Here is an 18,178-nt window from a genome sequence, read left to right as displayed (position 1 = left end):
CTTCTCTAGGATCTCGAAAAGGCCGGCTTCTGCTTGGCCTTGAAGGCACCGACGCCGGCTTTGAGGTCGGCGGTGAGCGCGATGAAGCCGCTGGCCAGCGCCTCGGTCGCGGCGGCGTCTTCCTCGCCCTCGGCAATGCCGATCATCAGCTTCGCGGCCTCCGTCGCAAGCGGACCGCGCTCGGCGATCTTTTCGGCCCAGGCTTTGGCTTCGTCGAAAGCCTCGCCTGTTTCGACCAGTCGGTCGACGACACCGTGCGCAAGCGCGTCGGGTGCCAGGAAAATCTCGCCGCCGATCGCCATCCGGCGCACGATCTGTGCGCCGAAGCGGCGCACCGCGCGCTGCGTGCCCGACCAACCGGGAACGACGCCGATCGAGGTTTCGGGGAAGCCGAGCTTGACCTGCATTTCGGCGACGCGGAAATCGCAGGCCGCCGCCAGTTCCAGCCCGCCGCCCAGCGCATGACCGGAGAGCACGGCGATGGTCGGCTGCCTGAGCCGCGCCAGCCGGTCGAAGACGCGGTGGCCGTAGCGCACCCATTGCACCTGGAAGTCGGCGGCGCTCATGGCACCCCAGGCCTCGACGTCGCCGCCGGCGCAGAAGCCCTTGCCTTCGCCGCGGATGAGCACGGCGCGAACGCCCTCGGCCAGTTCCGCTTCGTCGAGCGCCGTCTCGAGCGCGCGCAGCATCGGGATATCGAGGGCATTGAACTTTTCCGGCCGGCGCAGCGTGACGATGCCTATGGCGTCGTCCCGCTCGAAGGTGACAAGCTCAGCCATGCGCGCCTCCGAGCGAAGCGCCGCCATTGAGCGACAGGCCGATCGGCCGGTCCTGATAGAGCGCCGCAGGCGTGACCTTGAGGTCGTTCGCCACAGCGAGCGGGATCTCGGCCTGCGCCAGCACATCGCGTTCGAGGTCGATGCCGGGCGCCAGTTCCGTCACCATCAGCCCGTCCGGCGTCAGCTTCATCACGCAGCGCTCGGTGACATAGGTGATGTCCTGCCCTTGGGTGACCGCCCGCTTGCCGGAGAAGGAGATGTGCTCGACCTCCGCGACCACCTTCTTGATCTTGCCTTCCTGGTCGATGCGGATGGCGCCATCCGTCAGCGAGAGTTTCGCGCCGGCATTGAAGAAGCCGGAAAAGACGATCTTCTTCGCCCGCGCGGTGATGTCGACGAAGCCGCCGGCGCCGGCGGTCACATGCGGCCGCGCCGAGAGCTTCGAGACGTTGACCGAGCCGTGGCGGTCGATCTGCAGGAAGGACAGCAGCGAGGCGTCGAAGCCGCCGGCCTGGAAATAGATGAACTGGTGCGGCGAGGGCATGATCGCCTCGGCGTTGGAGGCGCAGCCGAACTTGAAGTCGAGCAGCGGCACGCCGCCGACCGCGCCCTGCTCGATCACCCAGGTGACCTTGCCGTGCTGGCCTTCCTCGAGAAGGATGCGCGGCACATTGGCCGAGATGCCGAAGCCGATGTTGACGGCCATGCCGTCGCGCAATTCCATGGCGACGCGCCGCGCGATGACCTTCTGGATGTTCATCTCCGGCGTGCGGAAGGTCGACAGCGGCCGGAAGATCTCGCCCGAGATCGCCGGGTCGTAAGGCGTCTGCGTCGTCTGCAACTGGTCGGGCGCCACAACGATATGGTCGACCAGCACGCCGGGCACCCGCACGTCGTGCGGCTTCAGGGTGCCGTTCTCGACGACGCGCTTGACCTGCGCAATGACGATGCCGCCATTGTTGCGGGCGGCCAGCGCCTGCTCCAGCCCGCCGAGATAGGCGCCCTCATGCTCGTAGGTGAGGTTGCCGCGCTCGTCGGCCGTGGTGGCGCGGATGATCGAGACGTTGGGCACGATGGCGCGGAAATAGAGCCATTCCTCGCCGTCGAACTGCTCAACCGAGACGATCGGCTCGCTGGCCGCGGCGTTCATGGCGCAACCCTGGTGGCGCGGATCGGCAAATGTGTCGAGGCCGACCTTGGTCAGCACGCCGGGACGTTTGGCGGCGGCCTCGCGATGCATGTCGAACAGGATGCCGGATGGCACGTTGTAGGCGGCGATCGAATTGTCGCCGATCATCTTCCAGATCTGCGGCGGCTCGGCAGAGGAGGGGCCGGACGGATAGGAGCCGCAGAGCGTGCGCTTGAGCAGGCCCGGCTTGGCGAGATGGTCGATGCCCTTGATGCCGTACATGTCGCCGGCGGCGATCGGGTGCAGCGTGGTGATCGCCTGCGGATGGCCTTCCGCGTCGAAACGCTCGCCGATCGCGGCAAGCACGGCGTCGGGGCAGCCGAGGCCGCTCGACGACGACACCGAGACGACCATGCCATCCTTGATCAGGCTGGCGGCATAAGCCGCCGAGACGAGCTTGCTCACGCGATGCCCCCAAGTTGCGGGTCGATGGCGACGGCCTTGCCGGTGTTCGACGATTGCAGTGCTGCTTCGGCCGACGCCAGCGACCAGACGCCGTCCTCACCGGTGGCGGCAGGCCGGCCTTCGCCGCGGATCGCGGCATGGAAGTGGCGCAGCGAGCGGGTGTAGAGATCCTCGCGGTCGAAGCTCAGCTCTTCCTCGCCATTCGCGGTCCGCAGCAGCACAGAACCTACCGGCTTCTGCGTCATAACATCGGTGGCGATCAGCGAGCCTTCCGAGCCATGCACCTCGAAGCCGGTTCCGGCGAACTTCGTGGTGAAGCCCTCATGCGACTGCGCTATGACGCCAGACTTGAAGCGCCAGATGCACATGGCGCCATCCTCCAGTCCGACGCCGGCCATGCCGGCGGCTTGCGTGAAGGCCGAAATCTCGACGGGGTCGTCGTCCAGCACGAAGCGCAGCGTGTCGGCATCATGCACAGTGATGTCGAGCACAACGCCGCCGCCGGCTTCGGGCTTGGTTATGCGCCAACCCTGCAGGTTTTCCGGCAGATAGACGGAATGAAAGACGCGCGCCGCGATCGGCTTGCCGATGCGGCCGGCGGCAATCGCCTCGCGCATGGCGCGGTGGGCGCCGGCATTGCGCAAATGGTGGTTGGTGGCGAAGACGATGCCGGCAGCTTTGGCGGCGACAACCATCTCACGCGCATCGGCGCTGGTCAGCGCCAGCGGTTTCTCGCACAGCACATGCTTGCCGGCCTTGATCGCGGCAAGTCCCTGCTCGAGATGCAATTCGTTGGTGGTCGAGATGTAGACCGCGTCGATGTCCGAGTTGAGCAGCGCGTCGAGAGACGAGACGGCGCGTGCGATGCCGTTTTCCCTCGCATAGGTCTCGGCCCGTTCCGGGCTGGAACTCATCACGGCGGCGACCTCGCCGTCGGCCTGCGCGCGGATGGCATCGATCATGAACTGTCTGGCGATCGTGCTGGCGCCGATCAGTCCCCATCGCACGCTCACGCCGCGTCTCCCACTTGGCTGTTGCGGTCCGGGCCGCTGCTTTCCCGCACGACCAGGCTGACGGCACCGATATGGTTCTCGGCGCGCGTGGTGCGCGACTGGATCATCTTCAGCATGACGTGCGCCGCGCGCTCGCCGAGGCCCGCGGTGTCGACGGCGACGCTGGTCAGCGCCGGGCTGTAGTGCTCGGCCTCGGCGACGTCGTCGAAGCCGACGACGGCAAAGTCTGCGCCCGCCTCGAGACCGCGTTTGCGCAATGCCAGCATGACGCCGAAGGCTACCGCATCGTTGAAGCACAGCGCTGCGGTCGGTGGCTGCGGCACGGCAAGCGCCGTCTCCAGGCAGGCCATGCCGCCCTTGCGGCTCGTCTCGCCCTCGACGATCAGCCGGTCGGAAGCTGGGATGCCGAGCGTTTCGCAGGCTTCGAGGAAGCCTCCCAGGCGCTCCTGATAAACAACGAGATCGGATGAACCGCCGAAGAAGGCCAGGCGGCGATGGCCCTTGCGGATCAGATGTTCGGCGGCAAGCACCGCGCCGCGATGATTGTCCGGCGCGATCACCGGAATGCGGCTGTCCGGCAGCCTGCGCATGGTGAAGACGATCGGGACGCCGGCCGTCTCTATGCGGCGGAAGGTGCCGGGCGTGGTGCCGCGCGCTGGCGAGACGATCAGGCCGGCGACGCCCTGTTCCATCAGCGACTTCAGCACCTCTTCCTGACGTACCGGGTTCTCCGCCGTGTTGGCGATGAAGGGGACGACGCCCGCCGCCTGGAAGACGCGCTCCATGCCGACCGCCAACTCGGCGAAAAAGGGGTTGGTGAGATCGTTGATCACCATGCCGATGACATTGGAATGGGCTTTCCGCAGATTGGCGGCGCCGCGGTTGTAGACATAGCCGACATCCTCGATCGCCTTGCGTACCTTGACCGCGGTTTCAGGCCGGATCAACCCGCTGCCCTGCAGCACGAGCGACACCGTCGATTTGGACACGCCGGCCTCGCGAGCGATGTCCAGGATCGTCGCCTTGGCCCGGCTGGCCATCCTCGTCATGTTCTCCAAGTTTCGAGAAAATCTGTTGGAACGTTCTAATCACCGATCCAAATCCGAGTCAATCACGATTCAGCTGAGATTCGAAAAATTGATTGGAGCAGTTCAGAACGTCAACGAATGCAAGGGCTATCCCAAAGGAGACACAATGTCTTCCGGCTTGGATGTCGTGAATCATAAAGGTTCTTGATTTATTGGAACGTTCCATTTATAGCGACCGCACGGGAGAGTTCCATGGACATCACCTTGCCTGCGGCAAACGGCGAGCGCGTCAGCTACCGGCTTGTCGGCAAACCGGTCGAACCGATCGAGGGCGCACGCTTTTCGCGCATCGCCTATGCCGCCGCCCATGTCGTTGCCGATCCCATCGCCATGACCGATCCGTGGTCGCGGCCGGCGGTCGACTGGGACAGGACGATGGCGTTCCGCCATCATCTGTGGCGGCTCGGCTTTCGCATCGCCGAAGCCATGGACACGTCTCAGCGCGGGATGGGTTTCGACTGGGCGAACGCGAAGGAGCTGATCCGCCGCTCGATCGCGGAAGCCAAAACTGTGCCGGGCGCCGACCTCGCCTCGGGGGCGGGGACCGATCACCTGGCGCCGGCGGCGGCCAAGACGCTCGACGACGTCATCGGCGCCTATGAAGAGCAATTCGCCTTCATCGAAGGCGAGGGCGGCAAGGCAATCATGATGGCGAGCCGCGCGCTGGCGGCGGTGGCCAAAGGGCCGGACGATTATGCCCGCGTTTATGAGCGCATGCTGTCCCAGGCATCGGGCAAGGTCATCCTGCACTGGCTGGGCGACATGTTCGATCCGGCACTCAAGGGCTATTGGGGCAGCAACGATTTCGACGCGGCGCTCGACACGGTCGTCGCCATCATCGAGCGGCATGCGGGCAAGGTCGAAGGCATTAAGATATCGCTGCTCGACGCGGAGAAGGAAGTGCGGCTGCGCGATAGGCTGCCCGAAGGGGTGGTGATGTTCACCGGCGACGATTTCAACTATCCCGAACTGATCGCCGGCGATGGCAGGAGACACTCGCACGCGCTGCTCGGCATCTTCGACGCCATCGCGCCGGTGGCAAATGCCGCGCTGGCGAAGCTGGCGGAAGGTGACAAGGCCGGCTATGACGCGCTGATGGCACCGACCGTGCCGCTGTCGCGAAAAATCTTCGAGGCGCCGACCGAATACTACAAGGCCGGCATCGTCTTCATGGCCTGGCTGAACGGGCATCAGGACCACTTCACGATGGTGGGCGGCATGCAATCGGCGCGCGGCATATGCCACTACGCGGATGTCTTCCGGCTCTCCGACCAGGCCGGGCTGCTGGCCGACCCCGATCTTGCCATCGCCAGGATGAGGACCCTGCTGGCGGTCGCGGGCGTTTAAGCCGGTCCCCGTGCGGGGATTTGCGTTTCGGCGATGAATCGTATTCGCTTGCCGAAAAATAGGCGCGGGCGCACATGGCAATGGCGGAGAAAGTCGCCCCGGCAGACAAGGTCGCCCTGGCAGACAGGGTCGCGCTTGTCACCGGGGTTACCGGGCAGGACGGGGCTTATCTGGCTGAGCTGCTGCTCGGCAAGGGCTATGTGGTCCACGGCGTCAAACGCCGGTCGTCTTCCTTCAACACCGAGCGCGTCGACGACATCTATGTCGATCCGCATGAGGACGGGGCGCGCTTCTTTCTGCATCATGGCGATCTGACCGACGCGACCAATCTGATCCGCCTTGTGCAGGAGACGAAGCCCAGCGAGATCTATAATCTCGGCGCGCAAAGCCATGTCCAGGTGAGCTTCGAGACGCCGGAATACACTCCCAATGCGGATGCGCTGGGGACGCTCAGGCTTCTCGAAGCGATCCGCATTCTCGGCCTCGAGAAATCGGTGCGCTTCTACCAGGCCTCGACCTCGGAGCTCTATGGCGATGCGGTCGAAGCTCCGCAGAACGAGAGCACGCCGTTCCGGCCGCGCTCGCCCTATGCGGCAGCCAAGCTTTATGCTTACTGGATCACGGTCAATTACCGCCAGGCCTATGGCATGTTCGCCGCCAACGGCGTCCTGTTCAATCACGAGAGCCCGACGCGTGGCGAAACCTTCGTCACCCGCAAGATCACCCGCGCCGTTGCTGCGATCCATCACGGCCTGCAGGACACGCTCTATCTCGGCAATATCGACGCACGTCGCGACTGGGGCCATGCGCACGACTATGTCGAGGGCATGTGGCGCATCCTGCAGCATGACGAGCCGGACGATTTCGTGCTCGCGACCGGCGAGGCGCATTCGGTGCGCGAATTCGTGGAACTCGCCTTCGCCGAGGCCGGACACCGCATTCGCTGGCAGGGCAGCGGCGCCGATGAAGTCGGCATCGACGCAGCCACCGGCGCCGCGCTTGTGCGGATCGATCCGCGCTACTTCCGGCCGACCGAAGTGGATACGCTGGTCGGCGACGCCGCCAAGGCAAGAAAGGTTTTGGGCTGGTCGCACACCATCGGCTTCAAGGATCTGGTAGCGGAAATGGTTCGGGCCGATCTGATGCGCGCCGCCGGCGCTACTTGGCGCAACGGCCGTTCAACCTAGGACTCCGCGCTTATGGACAAGAGTTTCGATCTCAAAGGAAAGCGCATTTTCGTTGCCGGCCATCGCGGCATGGTCGGCTCGGCCCTGGTGCGCCGCCTGGCCGGCGAGGATTGCGAGATCGTGACCGTGGCGCGCAGCGAGCTCGACCTTCTCGACCAGGCCGGCGTGCGCCGCTGGATGGAGGCCCGGCGGCCGGACGCCGTGATCATGGCGGCCGCCAAGGTCGGCGGCATCCTGGCCAATGACAGCTTCCCGGTGGATTTCCTTTACGAAAACCTCGTCGTGCAGACCAATGTCGTCGAGGCCGCCTTTCGCAGCGGGGTGCAGAAGCTCCTGTTCCTGGGCTCGTCCTGCATCTATCCGAAGCTTGCGCCGCAGCCGATCCCGGAAGACGCGCTGCTCACCGGCCCGCTCGAACCCACAAACGAATGGTACGCCGTCGCCAAGATCGCCGGGTTGAAACTTTGCCAGGCCTACCGGCGCCAACATAGCGTCGACTACATCTCGGCCATGCCGACAAATCTCTATGGTCCGGGCGATAATTTCGACCTCGACAGCAGTCATGTCGTGCCTGCGCTGATGCGCAAGGCGCATATGGCGAAGCTAACCGGTCAAAAGACCCTGCAGGTGTGGGGTTCGGGCCGGCCGATGCGAGAATTCCTGCATGTCGACGACGCCGCCGACGCCTTTGTCTGGCTTTTGAAGACTTATTCCGGCGACGGCCACGTCAATGTCGGTAGCGGTGAGGACATCACCATCGCGGAGCTTGCCGGCACCGTCGTATCGGTCGTCGGCGCCGGCGCCGAGATCGCGTTCGATCCGACGAAGCCGGACGGGATGCCGCGCAAGCTGATGGACGTCTCGCGCCTGTTCAAGACCGGCTGGAGGCCGGCCTATTCGCTTCGAGATGGATTGGAACAGACCTATGCCTGGTTCCTCGACCATGTCGAGAAAGGCGATATCCGTCTTGGCGCTGCATGATTCTCAATCGAAACTCATCGCGGCGACCAGGGAGGACGGTTTGGGCGGCCGGCTTCTGGCTATGGTCAACGCCAAGGCGCTTGCCGACTCGCTCGGCTATCGCTTCGGCTTTGCCTGGAAGCCGATCCATGACGATAAATTTCACTCGGTCGAGAAAGTCGACAAGATATTCTCCGCCGATTTCATCGAGAAGCACTGGCTGGGGGAGACGGTCGAACCATTGGGTTTCGATGTTCTCGGAGAGGTAGCCTTTAGCCGTGCCAGTCTCGATGCCGCGGCGGCACGGCGAAGGTTTCGCGGCTGGATCTGCAACGAGTTTGAGATACTGGATCATTTTCAGGGCGGACCCCAATTCGTCCGACGATCGGAGACATTGCGAGGTTTCGGTTTTTCCAGGGCCGTGAACCAGGCGCTCGACGCCGCCGACAGATGCCCGTTTCCGGGGCCGATCGCCGCTTTACATCTTCGCAGCGGCGACATCGTGCGCGGCAAGTATCGCTTCATGCTGCATTTCAGCGACAAGGTAGTGGCCTCGACCTTGGTCAAAGCTGTCGCGTCGGAGCTTTCATCAAAAGGCCTGACAACTCTTCTGATCGGTCAGGATCGTGAAACGCTCGAATATCTGCGGTCGGAAACGGGAGCCTTGCTGGGCGACGATCTGGGATCGGCGGAATTCGCAGATGAGACGCTCAAGGCGTTCTTCGAGATGAGGCTGATGGCGCGGTGCCAGAAAATCTATGCAGGCGGCAGCGTCTATGCGTCCGTCGCATCGATGATGGGCGATGTCGGTCTCGTCCATCCGAAAACCTTGTTCGACGGTTCGAGAGCCGCGGAAATGATTCTGGCCGAACTCAGCCGACATCAGGGCGATTACCACCCGCTCGAGGCGGCCTTCGGCTATCAAACCGCGTTTCTCGATCTCGAGGATCAAATCTGTCCCGCGCGGGCAAGAGACATCCTGGAAAAGGCTCACGCGCTGGATCCGCACAACGACGTCTATCCGCTCAAAATCGCGGCGGCGTTTTTTCGCGAAGGCGACTATCGGTCCGGCGAGGCCGTTTTGAAGGCGCTCATGACGGGACAATTCGAAGCCTCGCCCGCAATGCCGTTGCGAGCGATTGGCGTGCTGGTCTGCCGAACATGGCGCGGTGATGTCATGTCGAAGGATTTCGAGTCCTTCTTCGCGGCGGCCGCAGAGGGGCATCCCTACGCCGCGGCGTGCTCGGCGCATATCCTCCATGCAACACTCGGGAAGGTGAAGCCGGCTCTGCGGATGATTGCAAGATCGCTGGAGGCGGAACCGGCCAATGCCTTGTTCAAGAGAATCAAACGGCACATACGGCCATTGACGACGCCTCAGTCCGGTCCTCTGGCGAAGGCGCGGCTGCGGCTCTGGAAGGCGGGGATTCGAATATAGGGACCGCCGCTGCGGTCTTTGCCGCGGCTGCATAAGGGAGATCAAAAGCGGTAGTTCAGACTCAGAGAAACCGTATGGGTGCTGGGCTTGACGAATGTTGGACCAACCAACGCGCTGTCGTCTTGGAAATTATGATCCGAGAAATGCGCGTAGGCGTAATCAAGGCCGACAACCCATTTGTCATTGAGCGCGTAGTCGGCGCCGACACCGATCGTCCAGCCGGTATAAGTCCTGTCAAACTTGGTATCGCCAAAACCGAGAACGCTATATCCGGTATCGTGCAGGTGCAGGAAGGCCACGCCGCCCTTAACGTAGGGTAGGAAATTGCCCATCGCATATCCGGCCTTCGCAACGATATCGCCTTGCCAATCGGCAGCGGTCTCGAACGTTTCAGCGTCGATTGTCGGCACCGTCTTCTTGTTGAACACCGCAACCAGGCGGGCCTCCGCTCCGAGAACGAAATTGTTGTCGAACTGGTATTGATAGCCTACTTGGCCGCCAACCGATGCCGAGGTGCTATCACCATCGTATTCGCTAGGATCGTTATTGGGGATCGTCACATCGCCCTGGAGAAAATTGACGCCGGCCACTGCGCCGATATAGGCGCCAGTCCAATTGTAGGACGTGGGCTCGACCGACAATGCATCCGCAGCAAAGACTGGCGAACAAAACCCAACAAGCATTGCCGACGTGAGTAGAACTTTCCTCATAATTCGCCTGTGGCTCCCGATCCGCCATTGCACCTAAGGGTTGATAGCATGGCTTTCAGGGTTGCGCTGTAACACAGCGGCAACAGTGGCGCTGGAGGAGCTTAGCCCTGACGTGCCCCGCGCGACCAGAGCCGGGCGGAGGCTGCAATATACCTAGCCGGTGTGCTCGGGGTCCACTGGCGGAGATCGGCTAATTTAGTGGTAGGATGGTGGGCGTGACAAGGATTGAACTTGTGACCCCTGCAATGTCAATGCAGTGCTCTCCCGCTGAGCTACACGCCCATCCGAAGCCGCGCATACACCACTTTTGATCCGGCGCGTCAATAGCGGGAATGTGGAAAGACGGCTTCCGTTTGTCGCATCGGCGCGGCGCGTCGTCGATGCCTGCCGAAGTGGCTCAGGCCGCCTGCAGCATCTTCTCGACCTCGTTGACGAGATCGCGCAGGTGGAAGGGCTTCGACAGCACCTTGGCGTCCTTGGGCGCCTTGGAATCCGGATTGAGCGCGACTGCGGCAAAGCCGGTGATGAACATCACTTTGAGGTCCGGATCGATCTCGGTGGCGCGGCGGGCAAGCTCGATGCCGTCCATCTCCGGCATGACGATGTCGGTCAGGAGCAGCGAGAAAGGCTCTTCGCGCAGCCGCTCATAGGCGCTGGCGCCATTGTCGAAATCGCTTACCTGGTAGCCGGCGCGTTCCAGCGCCTTGACGAGGAAGCGGCGCATATCGTCGTCGTCTTCCGCCAGCAGAATGCGTGCCATCATATCCCGTCCGAATCACCCGCCCCAAGCCTGCCGCCGGGCAAGGCTGTTAACCATGCTGTATATGAGGATGTGTCGGTAAACATCAAGTGAATGAAGGGCGTCCCGCATCCGGTTCAAGCTGCGGTTTCGTCGCCCGAAATGCTGGACATGCCGCACGCAAGGTGGCAAGTTTTACGTCATGATGCAGTGCTGTTTCCTGGTTCGTGCAAATTGAAAACGGCAGCCGAGGATTTTTCGGTCGTCCCACCCTTCGAAATCCGATCGGGCGCCGAGCAGCGCGTCCCTTTCCTGTTCAACTCACCGCATAGCGGCCGCCACTATCCGGAGCGCTTCCTGGCCATGGCGCGGCTTGACCGCAACGCCATCCGCCGGTCGGAGGACTGCTATGTCGAGGAGCTTTTCGGCGGCGCCGTGCCGCTCGGCGCGCCACTGCTGGCGGCCAATTTTCCGCGCGCCTATCTCGACGTCAACCGCGAGCCGTGGGAACTCGATCCGCGCATGTTCGCGGAGCCGGTCCCGTCCTTCTGCAACATCCGTTCGGCGCGTGTCGCCGGCGGGCTGGGCACGGTGCCGAAGCTTGTCGGCGAAGGCCTCGATATCTATCCCGGCCGCCTGCCGCTGGCTGAGGCCGTGGCGCGCATCGAAGCGGTGTACAAGCCTTATCACGAGACGCTGAAGCGGCTCCTGACCAGAACGCATGCCAGGTTCGGCTATGCCGTGCTGATCGACTGCCACTCGATGCCGGCCAGCATACGCGTCGGCGACAACGGCGTGCGGCCCGACTTCATCATCGGCGATCGGTTCGGAATTTCGGCCTCGCCGGCGCTCACCGAGATGGCCATCGGCCTGCTTGTCCGCATGGGCTACACCGTCGCGCACAACAAGCCCTATGCGGGAGGGTTCATCACCGAACATTACGGCAGGCCGGCACGGCATCTGCATGCGTTGCAGATCGAGGTCAATCGCGGGCTTTACATGGACGAGCGGACGTTCCAGAAATCGGCCGGCTTCGACGCCTTGGCCTGCGACCTGACCCGCTTCTCGGCCGACCTGATGTCGATGCCCGACCATCATTTCGTCGATTTGCCGCTGGCGGCGGAATGACGGCGTTCGGCGCGCCGAGTTCTTCAACACGCAATTCCGGAGCGAAAACCGCTTCACACTTTTCCTGGAGTTGCCTGAAAAAAAGACCGCATCGTTTTCACGACACGGTCGAAGTCTAGGGAGGAAACGCCCAAGGAGGGCATGGACAGGAAAACCTGTCCGATGACAAAATTATTGTGCGCCGCACAAATGTCAATCGACAGCGGGCTTTTTTAATTCAATATGATGTGGAAATTCCGCTTCGGCGGCTCAGATGTGACATTCGGGCAACAGAAAACGGGCGTCTGACCGGTCTTCAGCGCGCCTGTTCGGCGAGAAACAGGCAGCCGGCAACGGCCGCGATGGGGGAGAGCGACTTGGATATCAGCACCGATTTCATGCGGCGCATCGCGCATGCCGCCGCCGCCGAAACCCTGCCGCGCTTCCGCAGCCAGGGGGCGGTCACCAACAAGCTTACGGGTAGCTTCGATCCGGTAACGGAGGCCGATCGCGAAGCCGAGCGCGCGATCCGGACGCTGATTTCGTCCGAATATCCCGAGCACGGCATCCTCGGCGAGGAGCATGGCAGCCACAACCTCGCCAGCCGACATGTCTGGGTGATCGACCCGATCGACGGCACCCGCGCCTTCATTTCCGGCATCCCAGTGTGGGGAACGCTGGTCGGACTGACCGTCGACGGCGAGGCGGTCGCCGGCATGATGTCGCAACCCTTCACCGGCGAGCTGTTCTACGCCAACGCTTCCGGGTCGCATTATGAAGGACCTGGCGGCCCGCGTCGGCTCGCGACCCGCAAGACGACCGAACTCGCGCAAGCGACGCTGTTCACGACTACGCCGGCATTGTTCCAGGGCGATGCGCGCAAGCGCTATGACCAGTTCGAGACAAAGGTGCAGCTCGCCCGCTACGGCACCGATTGCTACGCCTTCGCCATGCTGGCGGCCGGCAGCATCGACATCGTCGCCGACCCGGGCCTGAAGCCCTACGACATCGTCGCGCTGATCCCGATCATCGAGAAGGCCGGCGGCGTCATCACCACTTTCGAAGGCGGGCCGGCGGAGAAGGGCGGCGACATACTGGCGGCCGCGACGCCCGAGCTTCACGCGGCAGCGATGGCGGCGCTGCGCGGCTGATCGGGCGCGCTCAGGGAGCATCACCCGTGCCGGGGATGAAGGCGTCGAAAGCCGCCAGGAGCTGCTCGCGGTAGATGTCCTTCTCCTGCAGGATCTCGTGTTGCGCGCCGTCAATCATCAACAGCGAGCCGACGCGCAGTTTTCTGGCATAGGCCTCCACCGCCTTGGTCGAGACCACCCGGTCGGCGCCGGCGGCGACGATCAGCATCGGCACCTTCACCCTTGCCATGAAATCCGGATCGCTGACGGCTTTCGCGGCCGCGGCGGCGGCCCTCAGCCAGCGGATGGTTGGACCGCCGAGCGCGAGCTGCGGCCAGGCCTCGTAGATTCCGACATTGCGCCGGTAGCGCGCAGGATCCGAGGTCACCTTGTTCACCTCGAAAGCGGGCGGCACTTTCGGGCGCGGACCGAGCGCGGCATAGAGCCGGCCGAGACCCAGCGCGCAGAAAACCGTGCAGACGCGCCGGACCGTGGCGATCGAGACCGGCAGGTCCGGCACTTCGAGAAAAGGAGCCAGCAGCACCATGCGCCGCACCCGGTTGACCATCGACGGCGAGGCAAGCAGCGCAATCACCGCGCCTGTGGAGTGCGCGAGGATGTAATAGGGGCCGCGGCAGTCGGGCAGCACGATTTCTTCGAAGAATTGCTCGAGATCGCGCGTATAGTCACGGAAGCTGCGGACATAGCCGCGCTGGCGGTCACGCAGCAGGCGGCTGGAATCGCCCTGGCCGCGCCAGTCGAGGATGGCGACGCCGAAGCCGCGATCGGCGAGATCGCGGATGGTCTCGAAATATTTCTCGATGCATTCGTTGCGCCCGGTCAGCAGAACCACCGTGCCCTGCAGCGGGCGGCTGACAGCGGCAAAGACGCCATAGCGGATCTTCTTGCCGTCGCGTGTGGTGAAGAAGCCGCCCGCGGCATTCTGCGGCGCGGGATTGTCCTCGGTCAGATGGAAAAGATCCGTCATGCGGCGTCGTTGCTTGTTCTTTGCCCGGACGGGCGAGGCGTTGGCATGGTGATAGACGGCCAGGCGGCAAAAGCAAAGGCGTTGCGAGGATTTACGCGGTTGCCGCGCATGACCCCGAAAATCGGAATCGATTTCGGAAAGGATCATGCGCGAAATCAAAAGTGCTACTGCGTCCTTAGCGCGTCCAGAGGACGCGCGGCGCTGAAGGCCGGAAGTGCCTGCGGTGCACTTCCGGCCTCTGTCGATCCGGGAGGAAGGGACGTTGCACCCGGTTCGGCCTCGTCGCGGCGCAGGGACGGGGGCGCCGCTTGTCTCTCTGTCTTGACGCAATTCCGGACGGAAAACCGCTTCGCACTTTTCCTTGGAATTGCTCGAACTTGACCGAAGCCTAATGCCGCATGACTGAACGGATGCCGAAGCCGTGGTTCATCCACCGTTCATGAACGTGGCTGCATTGCGACCAAGGAAAACCTTGAAATGGCTTTTTGAGCTTCCCAAATGAATGCTGTGGCCGCCGATCTCGGGGCCGCTGGCCTATCCGGAACGCCTTTCGAGGGTTTCGCACCGGGTCATACGCAAACCATGTTGCTCAAAAGGAGAACACTCATGCGTCACGTTGATTTTTCCCCGCTTTATCGTTCGACCGTCGGCTTCGACCGGCTGTTCACCATGCTCGATTCACTCGGTCAGCCCGAGACCGCGCAGACCTATCCGCCCTATAATATCGAGCGCACGGGCGAGAATGCCTATCGCATCTCGATGGCCGTTGCCGGCTTCTCGGAAGACGAGATTTCGATCGAAGCCCACCGCAACGTGCTGACCGTCAAGGGCGAGCGCAAGGAAGAGAACAACAGCGAGGGTTCGGAGCTGCTTTACCGCGGCATCGCCTCGAGGTCCTTCGAGCGCCGCTTCCAGCTCGCCGACCACGTCGAAGTGGAAGGCGCCACGCTGAAGAACGGCCTGCTCTTCGTTGACCTCAAGCGCAACATTCCCGAGGAGCTGAAGCCGCGCAAGATCGCGATCACCTCGTCCGCGGACAAGGCCAAGCAGATCGAAACCAAGGCCGCCGCGTAACCCGCGGGGCCCGTAGTAGACAACGTCTCCCTCCCGAGACGAAAGCGGCGCCGCGAGGCGCCGCTTTTTATTGTGCCACCGGCAACGCGCCGTTCTGGCTCTTTTGAAGCATGCAGCGGCGGATCATGAAGGACCATGTCCGATTTTTCCCCGCTGCTGACACTCACCGTTGCAATCACTTTCCTGCTCGCCGGTATCGTCAAGGGCATCACCGGCATGGGCCTGCCGACGCTGGCCATGGGATTGCTTGGCACAATCATGCCGCCGGTGATCGCGGCGTCGCTGCTGATCGTGCCGTCCTTCGTCACCAATGTCTGGCAGCTTTTCGCCGGCCCGAGTTTTTCGGCGGTCCTGCGCCGGCTTTGGCTGATGATGGCGGGCATTCTGATCGGCACGATCGCCGGCTCGCGGCTGCTCGCCAGCGACAATGTCAAATGGACGACCGCCGGCCTCGGCGCGGCGTTGATCGTCTATGCCGCCTATAGCCTGCTCGCGCGGCAGCCTATCGTTCCCGAGAAAAGCGAGCGCTGGTCGTCGCCGGTCGTGGGTTTTCTCACCGGCCTGGTCACGGGCGGCACCGGCGTCTTCGTAGTGCCCGCCGTGCCTTACATCCAGGCGCTGGGCTTGAGCCGGGACGATCTGATCCAGGCGCTCGGTCTTTCCTTCACGGTGTCGACGATCGCCCTGGCGCTGGGCCTTGCCTCGCATGGCGTCTTCGAGGCGGGACATCTGGCGATGTCCTCGCTTGCCGTGCTGCCGGCCCTGCTCGGCATGTGGCTGGGGCAGGTGCTGCGCCGGAAGATCAGCCCGGCAATTTTTCGCCGCTGGTTCCTGATTTTTCTGGTCCTGCTCGGCGTCGAGTTGTTGCTGCGGCCCTTTGTGGCCTAGCTGCAGCGGCCTACTTATTATTTGCCGCAAGAACGGCTTCGACATTCCGCCGGTGAACGGCTTCGTATGGCGCGAAATACTCGGTCGCCGTGGTGGCGAAAATCTCGGCGCCGAAGGTCCGCAGATCCTGCTTGGCTAGGTCGGGGTCTTGCCGGCAGGCAAGCAGCTTTCGGACGTAAGCCTCGGTGGCGTCGATGAAGCTTCTGTCATAGCCGCCGGCTTCGATCGCCTCAAAGGAACCGTGGTTGGGCAGAATTCGATCGAACTGCCAACTGGACATGCGCCCAAGGTCGACCAGATGCTCGCTCAGGCGCTCCGGCTCCGACACATAGGTGACGGAGTCTTCCAGCGTGTCGCCTGCCAAAAGCAGGCCGGCGTCGGGCATCAGCAGCACCGTGCCGTCATGGCTGTGGATCTCGACCTGGTGCAGTTCGATGGGGACCGCCCCGACCGTCAGGCTGAGGCTGTTGTCGAAAACCCTGTTGGGCAGCACGAGCGGCTTGATCGGCGGATTACCGCCCTCGATGTCGGCCCGGCTGCGTTCGAGCGCCAAGGCGGTGAGGCGGTTGGCGATGATCTCGCAATCCTTAAACACCTCGTTGCCCGCGATATGGTCGTCATGCCAGTGGCTGAGCACGACGCGCATCGAGGTCACGCCCATCTCTTCAAGGGTTTTTCGGATGAAGCGGGCATGGGGCAGGGATATGTGCGTGTCATAGACAAGCGCCTGCGAGCCGTCGACGATCGCATAGGTGCAGATGCCAAGCGTGTAAGCGCCGTCGTCAAGCCAGTTCGGCTCGTGCGACCAGATGCGAACGCCTTCGATGCGGCCGTCATAGAAGCCCAGCACGTTCGGCGCCGGACGGACCAGCCGCATCGTCGAGCCGAGAGACGGCTTGGTCATCTGGCTGCTCCCGAGTGCCGCAAGCTCAGCCAAGCAACTGGCCGAGACGGTCGATCTCTTGCGTCGTGGTGGCGAAGCTGGCGACGAAGCGGTAGATCGCTTCATTGTCGCCGAGGTGGCCATCGAACCCCTGCGGCACGCCCCACTCGTAGAATTTGGCGCCGGCCGCTTGCAGCTTTTCCGCGGTGGCCCGACCGAGGATGGCAAACACTTCGTTGGCCTGCGGCAGCCAGGCGAGCTTGCCGGCCGGCGCATCCTCGATCGTCTCGGCCAGATGCGCGGCCATCGCATTGGCGTGGCCTGCCATCCTCAACCACAGATCGTCGGTGAAATAGGCCTCGAACTGGGCCGAGATGAAGCGGGCCTTGGAAAAAGTCTGTCCGGCGCGCTGGCGCAGCAGGCGCAGATCCTTGCCGGCATCCGGATTGAGAACCACGACCGCATCGGCCATCCAGCAGCCATTCTTGGTGCCGCCGAAGGAGATAAGATCGACGCCGCTCTTCCAGGTCATTTCGGCCGGGCTGACGCCGGTCGCTGCAATCGCATTGGCGAAGCGCGCGCCGTCCATGTGCAGCGGCAGCTTGTGGCGGCGGCTGACCTCGGCGATCGCCTTGACATCGTCGACGCTGTAGACCGTGCCGACCTCGGTCGCCTGGGTCACGGTGACCGCCATCGGCTGGCCGGCGGGGGCTAGGTCCTGCGAATATCGCTTGATGGTCCGGTCGAGGGCCTCCGGGGTCATGCGCCCCAGCGGTCCCGCCACCGGCGCCATGCGCGCGCCGCCGGTGTAGAAACCCATCGCGCCGAACTCGTCGACATTCATATGCGCTTCGTAATGGCAAAGCGCGATGCCGCCGATGCGGTTCAACGCAGCCATCGAAAGCGCGTTGGCCGCCGTGCCGGTCGCGACGAAGAAGACCTGCACCTCGCGCTCGAAGATCTCGTTGAAGCGACGATAGACGGCGCGGTCCAGATCGCCGTCGCCATAGGCGGTCGCGATGCCTGCGGCATGGCGCGACAGGTTGGCCGAAATGTCGGGATGGACGCCCGCCCAGTTGTCGGATGCAAAGAACATCGAGAAATCCGTATCGTGATTGGCGAAAGCGGCGGGACTTGACTGCTTCGGCAGTCGAAGCGCAAGGGCCAATCGTCGGCAAAGCGGTGAAGCCAGCAATCGACGCCAAAATGTCTGGACCAAAGCTTGCGTTTCCGGCGCCTTTCACGAAATTTTG

Annotated in this window: 17 protein-coding genes and 1 tRNA gene; 8 read left to right on the top strand and 10 right to left on the bottom strand. The window is 63.2% G+C overall.

Going from position 1 to position 18,178, the window contains the following annotated elements:
* Positions 1–5: 5 nt before the first annotated feature.
* The 4 genes from LB535_RS02745 to LB535_RS02730 are packed head-to-tail and all read right to left on the bottom strand — an operon-like array spanning position 6 to position 4,426.
* A complete protein-coding gene (locus LB535_RS02745) occupies positions 6–779 on the bottom strand; it encodes an enoyl-CoA hydratase/isomerase family protein (protein WP_224631067.1) in 774 nt (257 codons plus the stop codon).
* A complete protein-coding gene (locus tag LB535_RS02740) occupies positions 772–2,373 on the bottom strand; it encodes an acyl CoA:acetate/3-ketoacid CoA transferase (protein WP_224631066.1) in 1,602 nt (533 codons plus the stop codon). Before LB535_RS02740 ends, LB535_RS02745 begins: the two co-directional genes overlap by 8 nt.
* Positions 2,370–3,386: a Gfo/Idh/MocA family protein gene (locus LB535_RS02735; RefSeq protein ID WP_224631065.1), complete on the bottom strand. Its 1,017-nt coding sequence runs from the start codon at positions 3,384–3,386 to the stop codon at positions 2,370–2,372. The genes LB535_RS02740 and LB535_RS02735 overlap by 4 nt, the downstream gene beginning before the upstream one ends.
* Positions 3,383–4,426: a LacI family DNA-binding transcriptional regulator gene (locus LB535_RS02730; protein WP_224631188.1), complete on the bottom strand. Its 1,044-nt coding sequence runs from the start codon at positions 4,424–4,426 to the stop codon at positions 3,383–3,385. The genes LB535_RS02735 and LB535_RS02730 overlap by 4 nt, the downstream gene beginning before the upstream one ends.
* Positions 4,427–4,666: 240 nt before the next feature.
* On the opposite strand from LB535_RS02730, the gene LB535_RS02725 reads away from it, so the two are divergent.
* From LB535_RS02725 to LB535_RS02710, 4 genes are all read left to right on the top strand, one after another.
* On the top strand, positions 4,667–5,821 hold the full coding sequence (locus tag LB535_RS02725) for a dihydrodipicolinate synthase family protein (protein WP_224631064.1): 1,155 nt from the start codon (positions 4,667–4,669) through the stop codon (positions 5,819–5,821).
* 80 nt (positions 5,822–5,901) lie between these two features.
* Positions 5,902–7,008, top strand: a complete 1,107-nt coding sequence (gene gmd / locus LB535_RS02720) for a GDP-mannose 4,6-dehydratase (protein ID WP_224631063.1) — start codon at positions 5,902–5,904, stop codon at positions 7,006–7,008.
* Between the two features lie 12 nt (positions 7,009–7,020).
* Entirely contained in the window at positions 7,021–7,989 is a 969-nt protein-coding gene (fcl, locus tag LB535_RS02715; RefSeq protein ID WP_224631062.1) for a GDP-L-fucose synthase, read from the top strand.
* Entirely contained in the window at positions 7,976–9,406 is a 1,431-nt protein-coding gene (locus tag LB535_RS02710) for a hypothetical protein (RefSeq protein ID WP_224631061.1), read from the top strand. The genes fcl and LB535_RS02710 overlap by 14 nt, the downstream gene beginning before the upstream one ends.
* Positions 9,407–9,447: 41 nt before the next feature.
* On the opposite strand, the gene LB535_RS02705 is transcribed toward LB535_RS02710, so the two are convergent.
* The 3 genes from LB535_RS02705 to cpdR form a co-directional block, all read right to left on the bottom strand.
* Positions 9,448–10,089: an outer membrane protein gene (locus LB535_RS02705; RefSeq protein WP_224543545.1), complete on the bottom strand. Its 642-nt coding sequence runs from the start codon at positions 10,087–10,089 to the stop codon at positions 9,448–9,450.
* A gap of 234 nt (positions 10,090–10,323) precedes the next feature.
* Positions 10,324–10,398, bottom strand: a tRNA-Val gene (locus LB535_RS02700).
* A gap of 115 nt (positions 10,399–10,513) precedes the next feature.
* The gene (gene cpdR, locus LB535_RS02695; RefSeq protein ID WP_006199474.1) at positions 10,514–10,876 is read right to left on the bottom strand and encodes a cell cycle two-component system response regulator CpdR; all 363 of its coding nucleotides are present in this window, start codon (positions 10,874–10,876) and stop codon (positions 10,514–10,516) included.
* A gap of 150 nt (positions 10,877–11,026) precedes the next feature.
* Between cpdR and LB535_RS02690 the strand changes: the two genes are divergently transcribed.
* Positions 11,027–11,983 (top strand): N-formylglutamate amidohydrolase, encoded by a 957-nt coding sequence (locus LB535_RS02690; RefSeq protein ID WP_095766700.1) that lies wholly within the window; start codon positions 11,027–11,029, stop codon positions 11,981–11,983.
* A gap of 356 nt (positions 11,984–12,339) precedes the next feature.
* Positions 12,340–13,113 carry a histidinol-phosphatase gene (hisN, locus tag LB535_RS02685; RefSeq protein WP_224524173.1) on the top strand — a complete coding sequence of 258 codons (774 nt, stop codon included), beginning with the start codon at positions 12,340–12,342 and terminating at the stop codon, positions 13,111–13,113.
* 10 nt (positions 13,114–13,123) lie between these two features.
* Here the strand turns inward: hisN and LB535_RS02680 are convergent, their stop codons facing one another.
* Entirely contained in the window at positions 13,124–14,080 is a 957-nt protein-coding gene (locus LB535_RS02680; protein WP_224524175.1) for an alpha/beta fold hydrolase, read from the bottom strand.
* A gap of 606 nt (positions 14,081–14,686) precedes the next feature.
* On the opposite strand from LB535_RS02680, the gene LB535_RS02675 reads away from it, so the two are divergent.
* Together LB535_RS02675 and LB535_RS02670 are read left to right on the top strand one after the other, a co-directional pair.
* A complete protein-coding gene (locus LB535_RS02675; RefSeq protein WP_095766320.1) occupies positions 14,687–15,154 on the top strand; it encodes an Hsp20 family protein in 468 nt (155 codons plus the stop codon).
* A 135-nt stretch (positions 15,155–15,289) separates the two neighbouring features.
* Positions 15,290–16,042 (top strand): sulfite exporter TauE/SafE family protein, encoded by a 753-nt coding sequence (locus tag LB535_RS02670; protein ID WP_224631060.1) that lies wholly within the window; start codon positions 15,290–15,292, stop codon positions 16,040–16,042.
* A gap of 10 nt (positions 16,043–16,052) precedes the next feature.
* Here LB535_RS02670 and LB535_RS02665 read toward each other — a convergent pair whose 3' ends face one another.
* Positions 16,053–16,946: an MBL fold metallo-hydrolase gene (locus LB535_RS02665; RefSeq protein WP_224631059.1), complete on the bottom strand. Its 894-nt coding sequence runs from the start codon at positions 16,944–16,946 to the stop codon at positions 16,053–16,055.
* 25 nt (positions 16,947–16,971) lie between these two features.
* Complete coding sequence (locus LB535_RS02660) at positions 16,972–18,021, bottom strand: threonine aldolase family protein (protein ID WP_224631058.1); 1,050 nt, start codon at positions 18,019–18,021, stop codon at positions 16,972–16,974.
* Positions 18,022–18,178: the final 157 nt, after the last annotated feature.

The sequence above is a fragment of the Mesorhizobium sp. CA10 genome, assembly GCF_020165285.1.
GTDB lineage: Bacteria > Pseudomonadota > Alphaproteobacteria > Rhizobiales > Rhizobiaceae > Mesorhizobium.
Note: the sequence above shows the minus strand (reverse complement) of the source record. Positions and strands in the feature narration are given on the sequence as shown.

Coding starts and splice junctions, on each gene's coding strand:
- LB535_RS02745 (WP_224631067.1), bottom strand. CDS start 779: ATGGCTGAGCTTGTCACCTTCGAGCGGGACGACGCCATAGGCATCGTC.
- LB535_RS02730 (WP_224631188.1), bottom strand. CDS start 4,426: ATGGCCAGCCGGGCCAAGGCGACGATCCTGGACATCGCTCGCGAGGCC.
- LB535_RS02725 (WP_224631064.1), top strand. CDS start 4,667: ATGGACATCACCTTGCCTGCGGCAAACGGCGAGCGCGTCAGCTACCGG.
- gmd (WP_224631063.1), top strand. CDS start 5,902: ATGGCGGAGAAAGTCGCCCCGGCAGACAAGGTCGCCCTGGCAGACAGG.
- fcl (WP_224631062.1), top strand. CDS start 7,021: ATGGACAAGAGTTTCGATCTCAAAGGAAAGCGCATTTTCGTTGCCGGC.
- LB535_RS02705 (WP_224543545.1), bottom strand. CDS start 10,089: ATGCTTGTTGGGTTTTGTTCGCCAGTCTTTGCTGCGGATGCATTGTCG.
- cpdR (WP_006199474.1), bottom strand. CDS start 10,876: ATGGCACGCATTCTGCTGGCGGAAGACGACGACGATATGCGCCGCTTC.
- LB535_RS02690 (WP_095766700.1), top strand. CDS start 11,027: ATGCCGCACGCAAGGTGGCAAGTTTTACGTCATGATGCAGTGCTGTTT.
- LB535_RS02680 (WP_224524175.1), bottom strand. CDS start 14,080: ATGACGGATCTTTTCCATCTGACCGAGGACAATCCCGCGCCGCAGAAT.
- LB535_RS02675 (WP_095766320.1), top strand. CDS start 14,687: ATGCGTCACGTTGATTTTTCCCCGCTTTATCGTTCGACCGTCGGCTTC.
- LB535_RS02670 (WP_224631060.1), top strand. CDS start 15,290: ATGTCCGATTTTTCCCCGCTGCTGACACTCACCGTTGCAATCACTTTC.
- LB535_RS02665 (WP_224631059.1), bottom strand. CDS start 16,946: ATGACCAAGCCGTCTCTCGGCTCGACGATGCGGCTGGTCCGTCCGGCG.
- LB535_RS02660 (WP_224631058.1), bottom strand. CDS start 18,021: ATGTTCTTTGCATCCGACAACTGGGCGGGCGTCCATCCCGACATTTCG.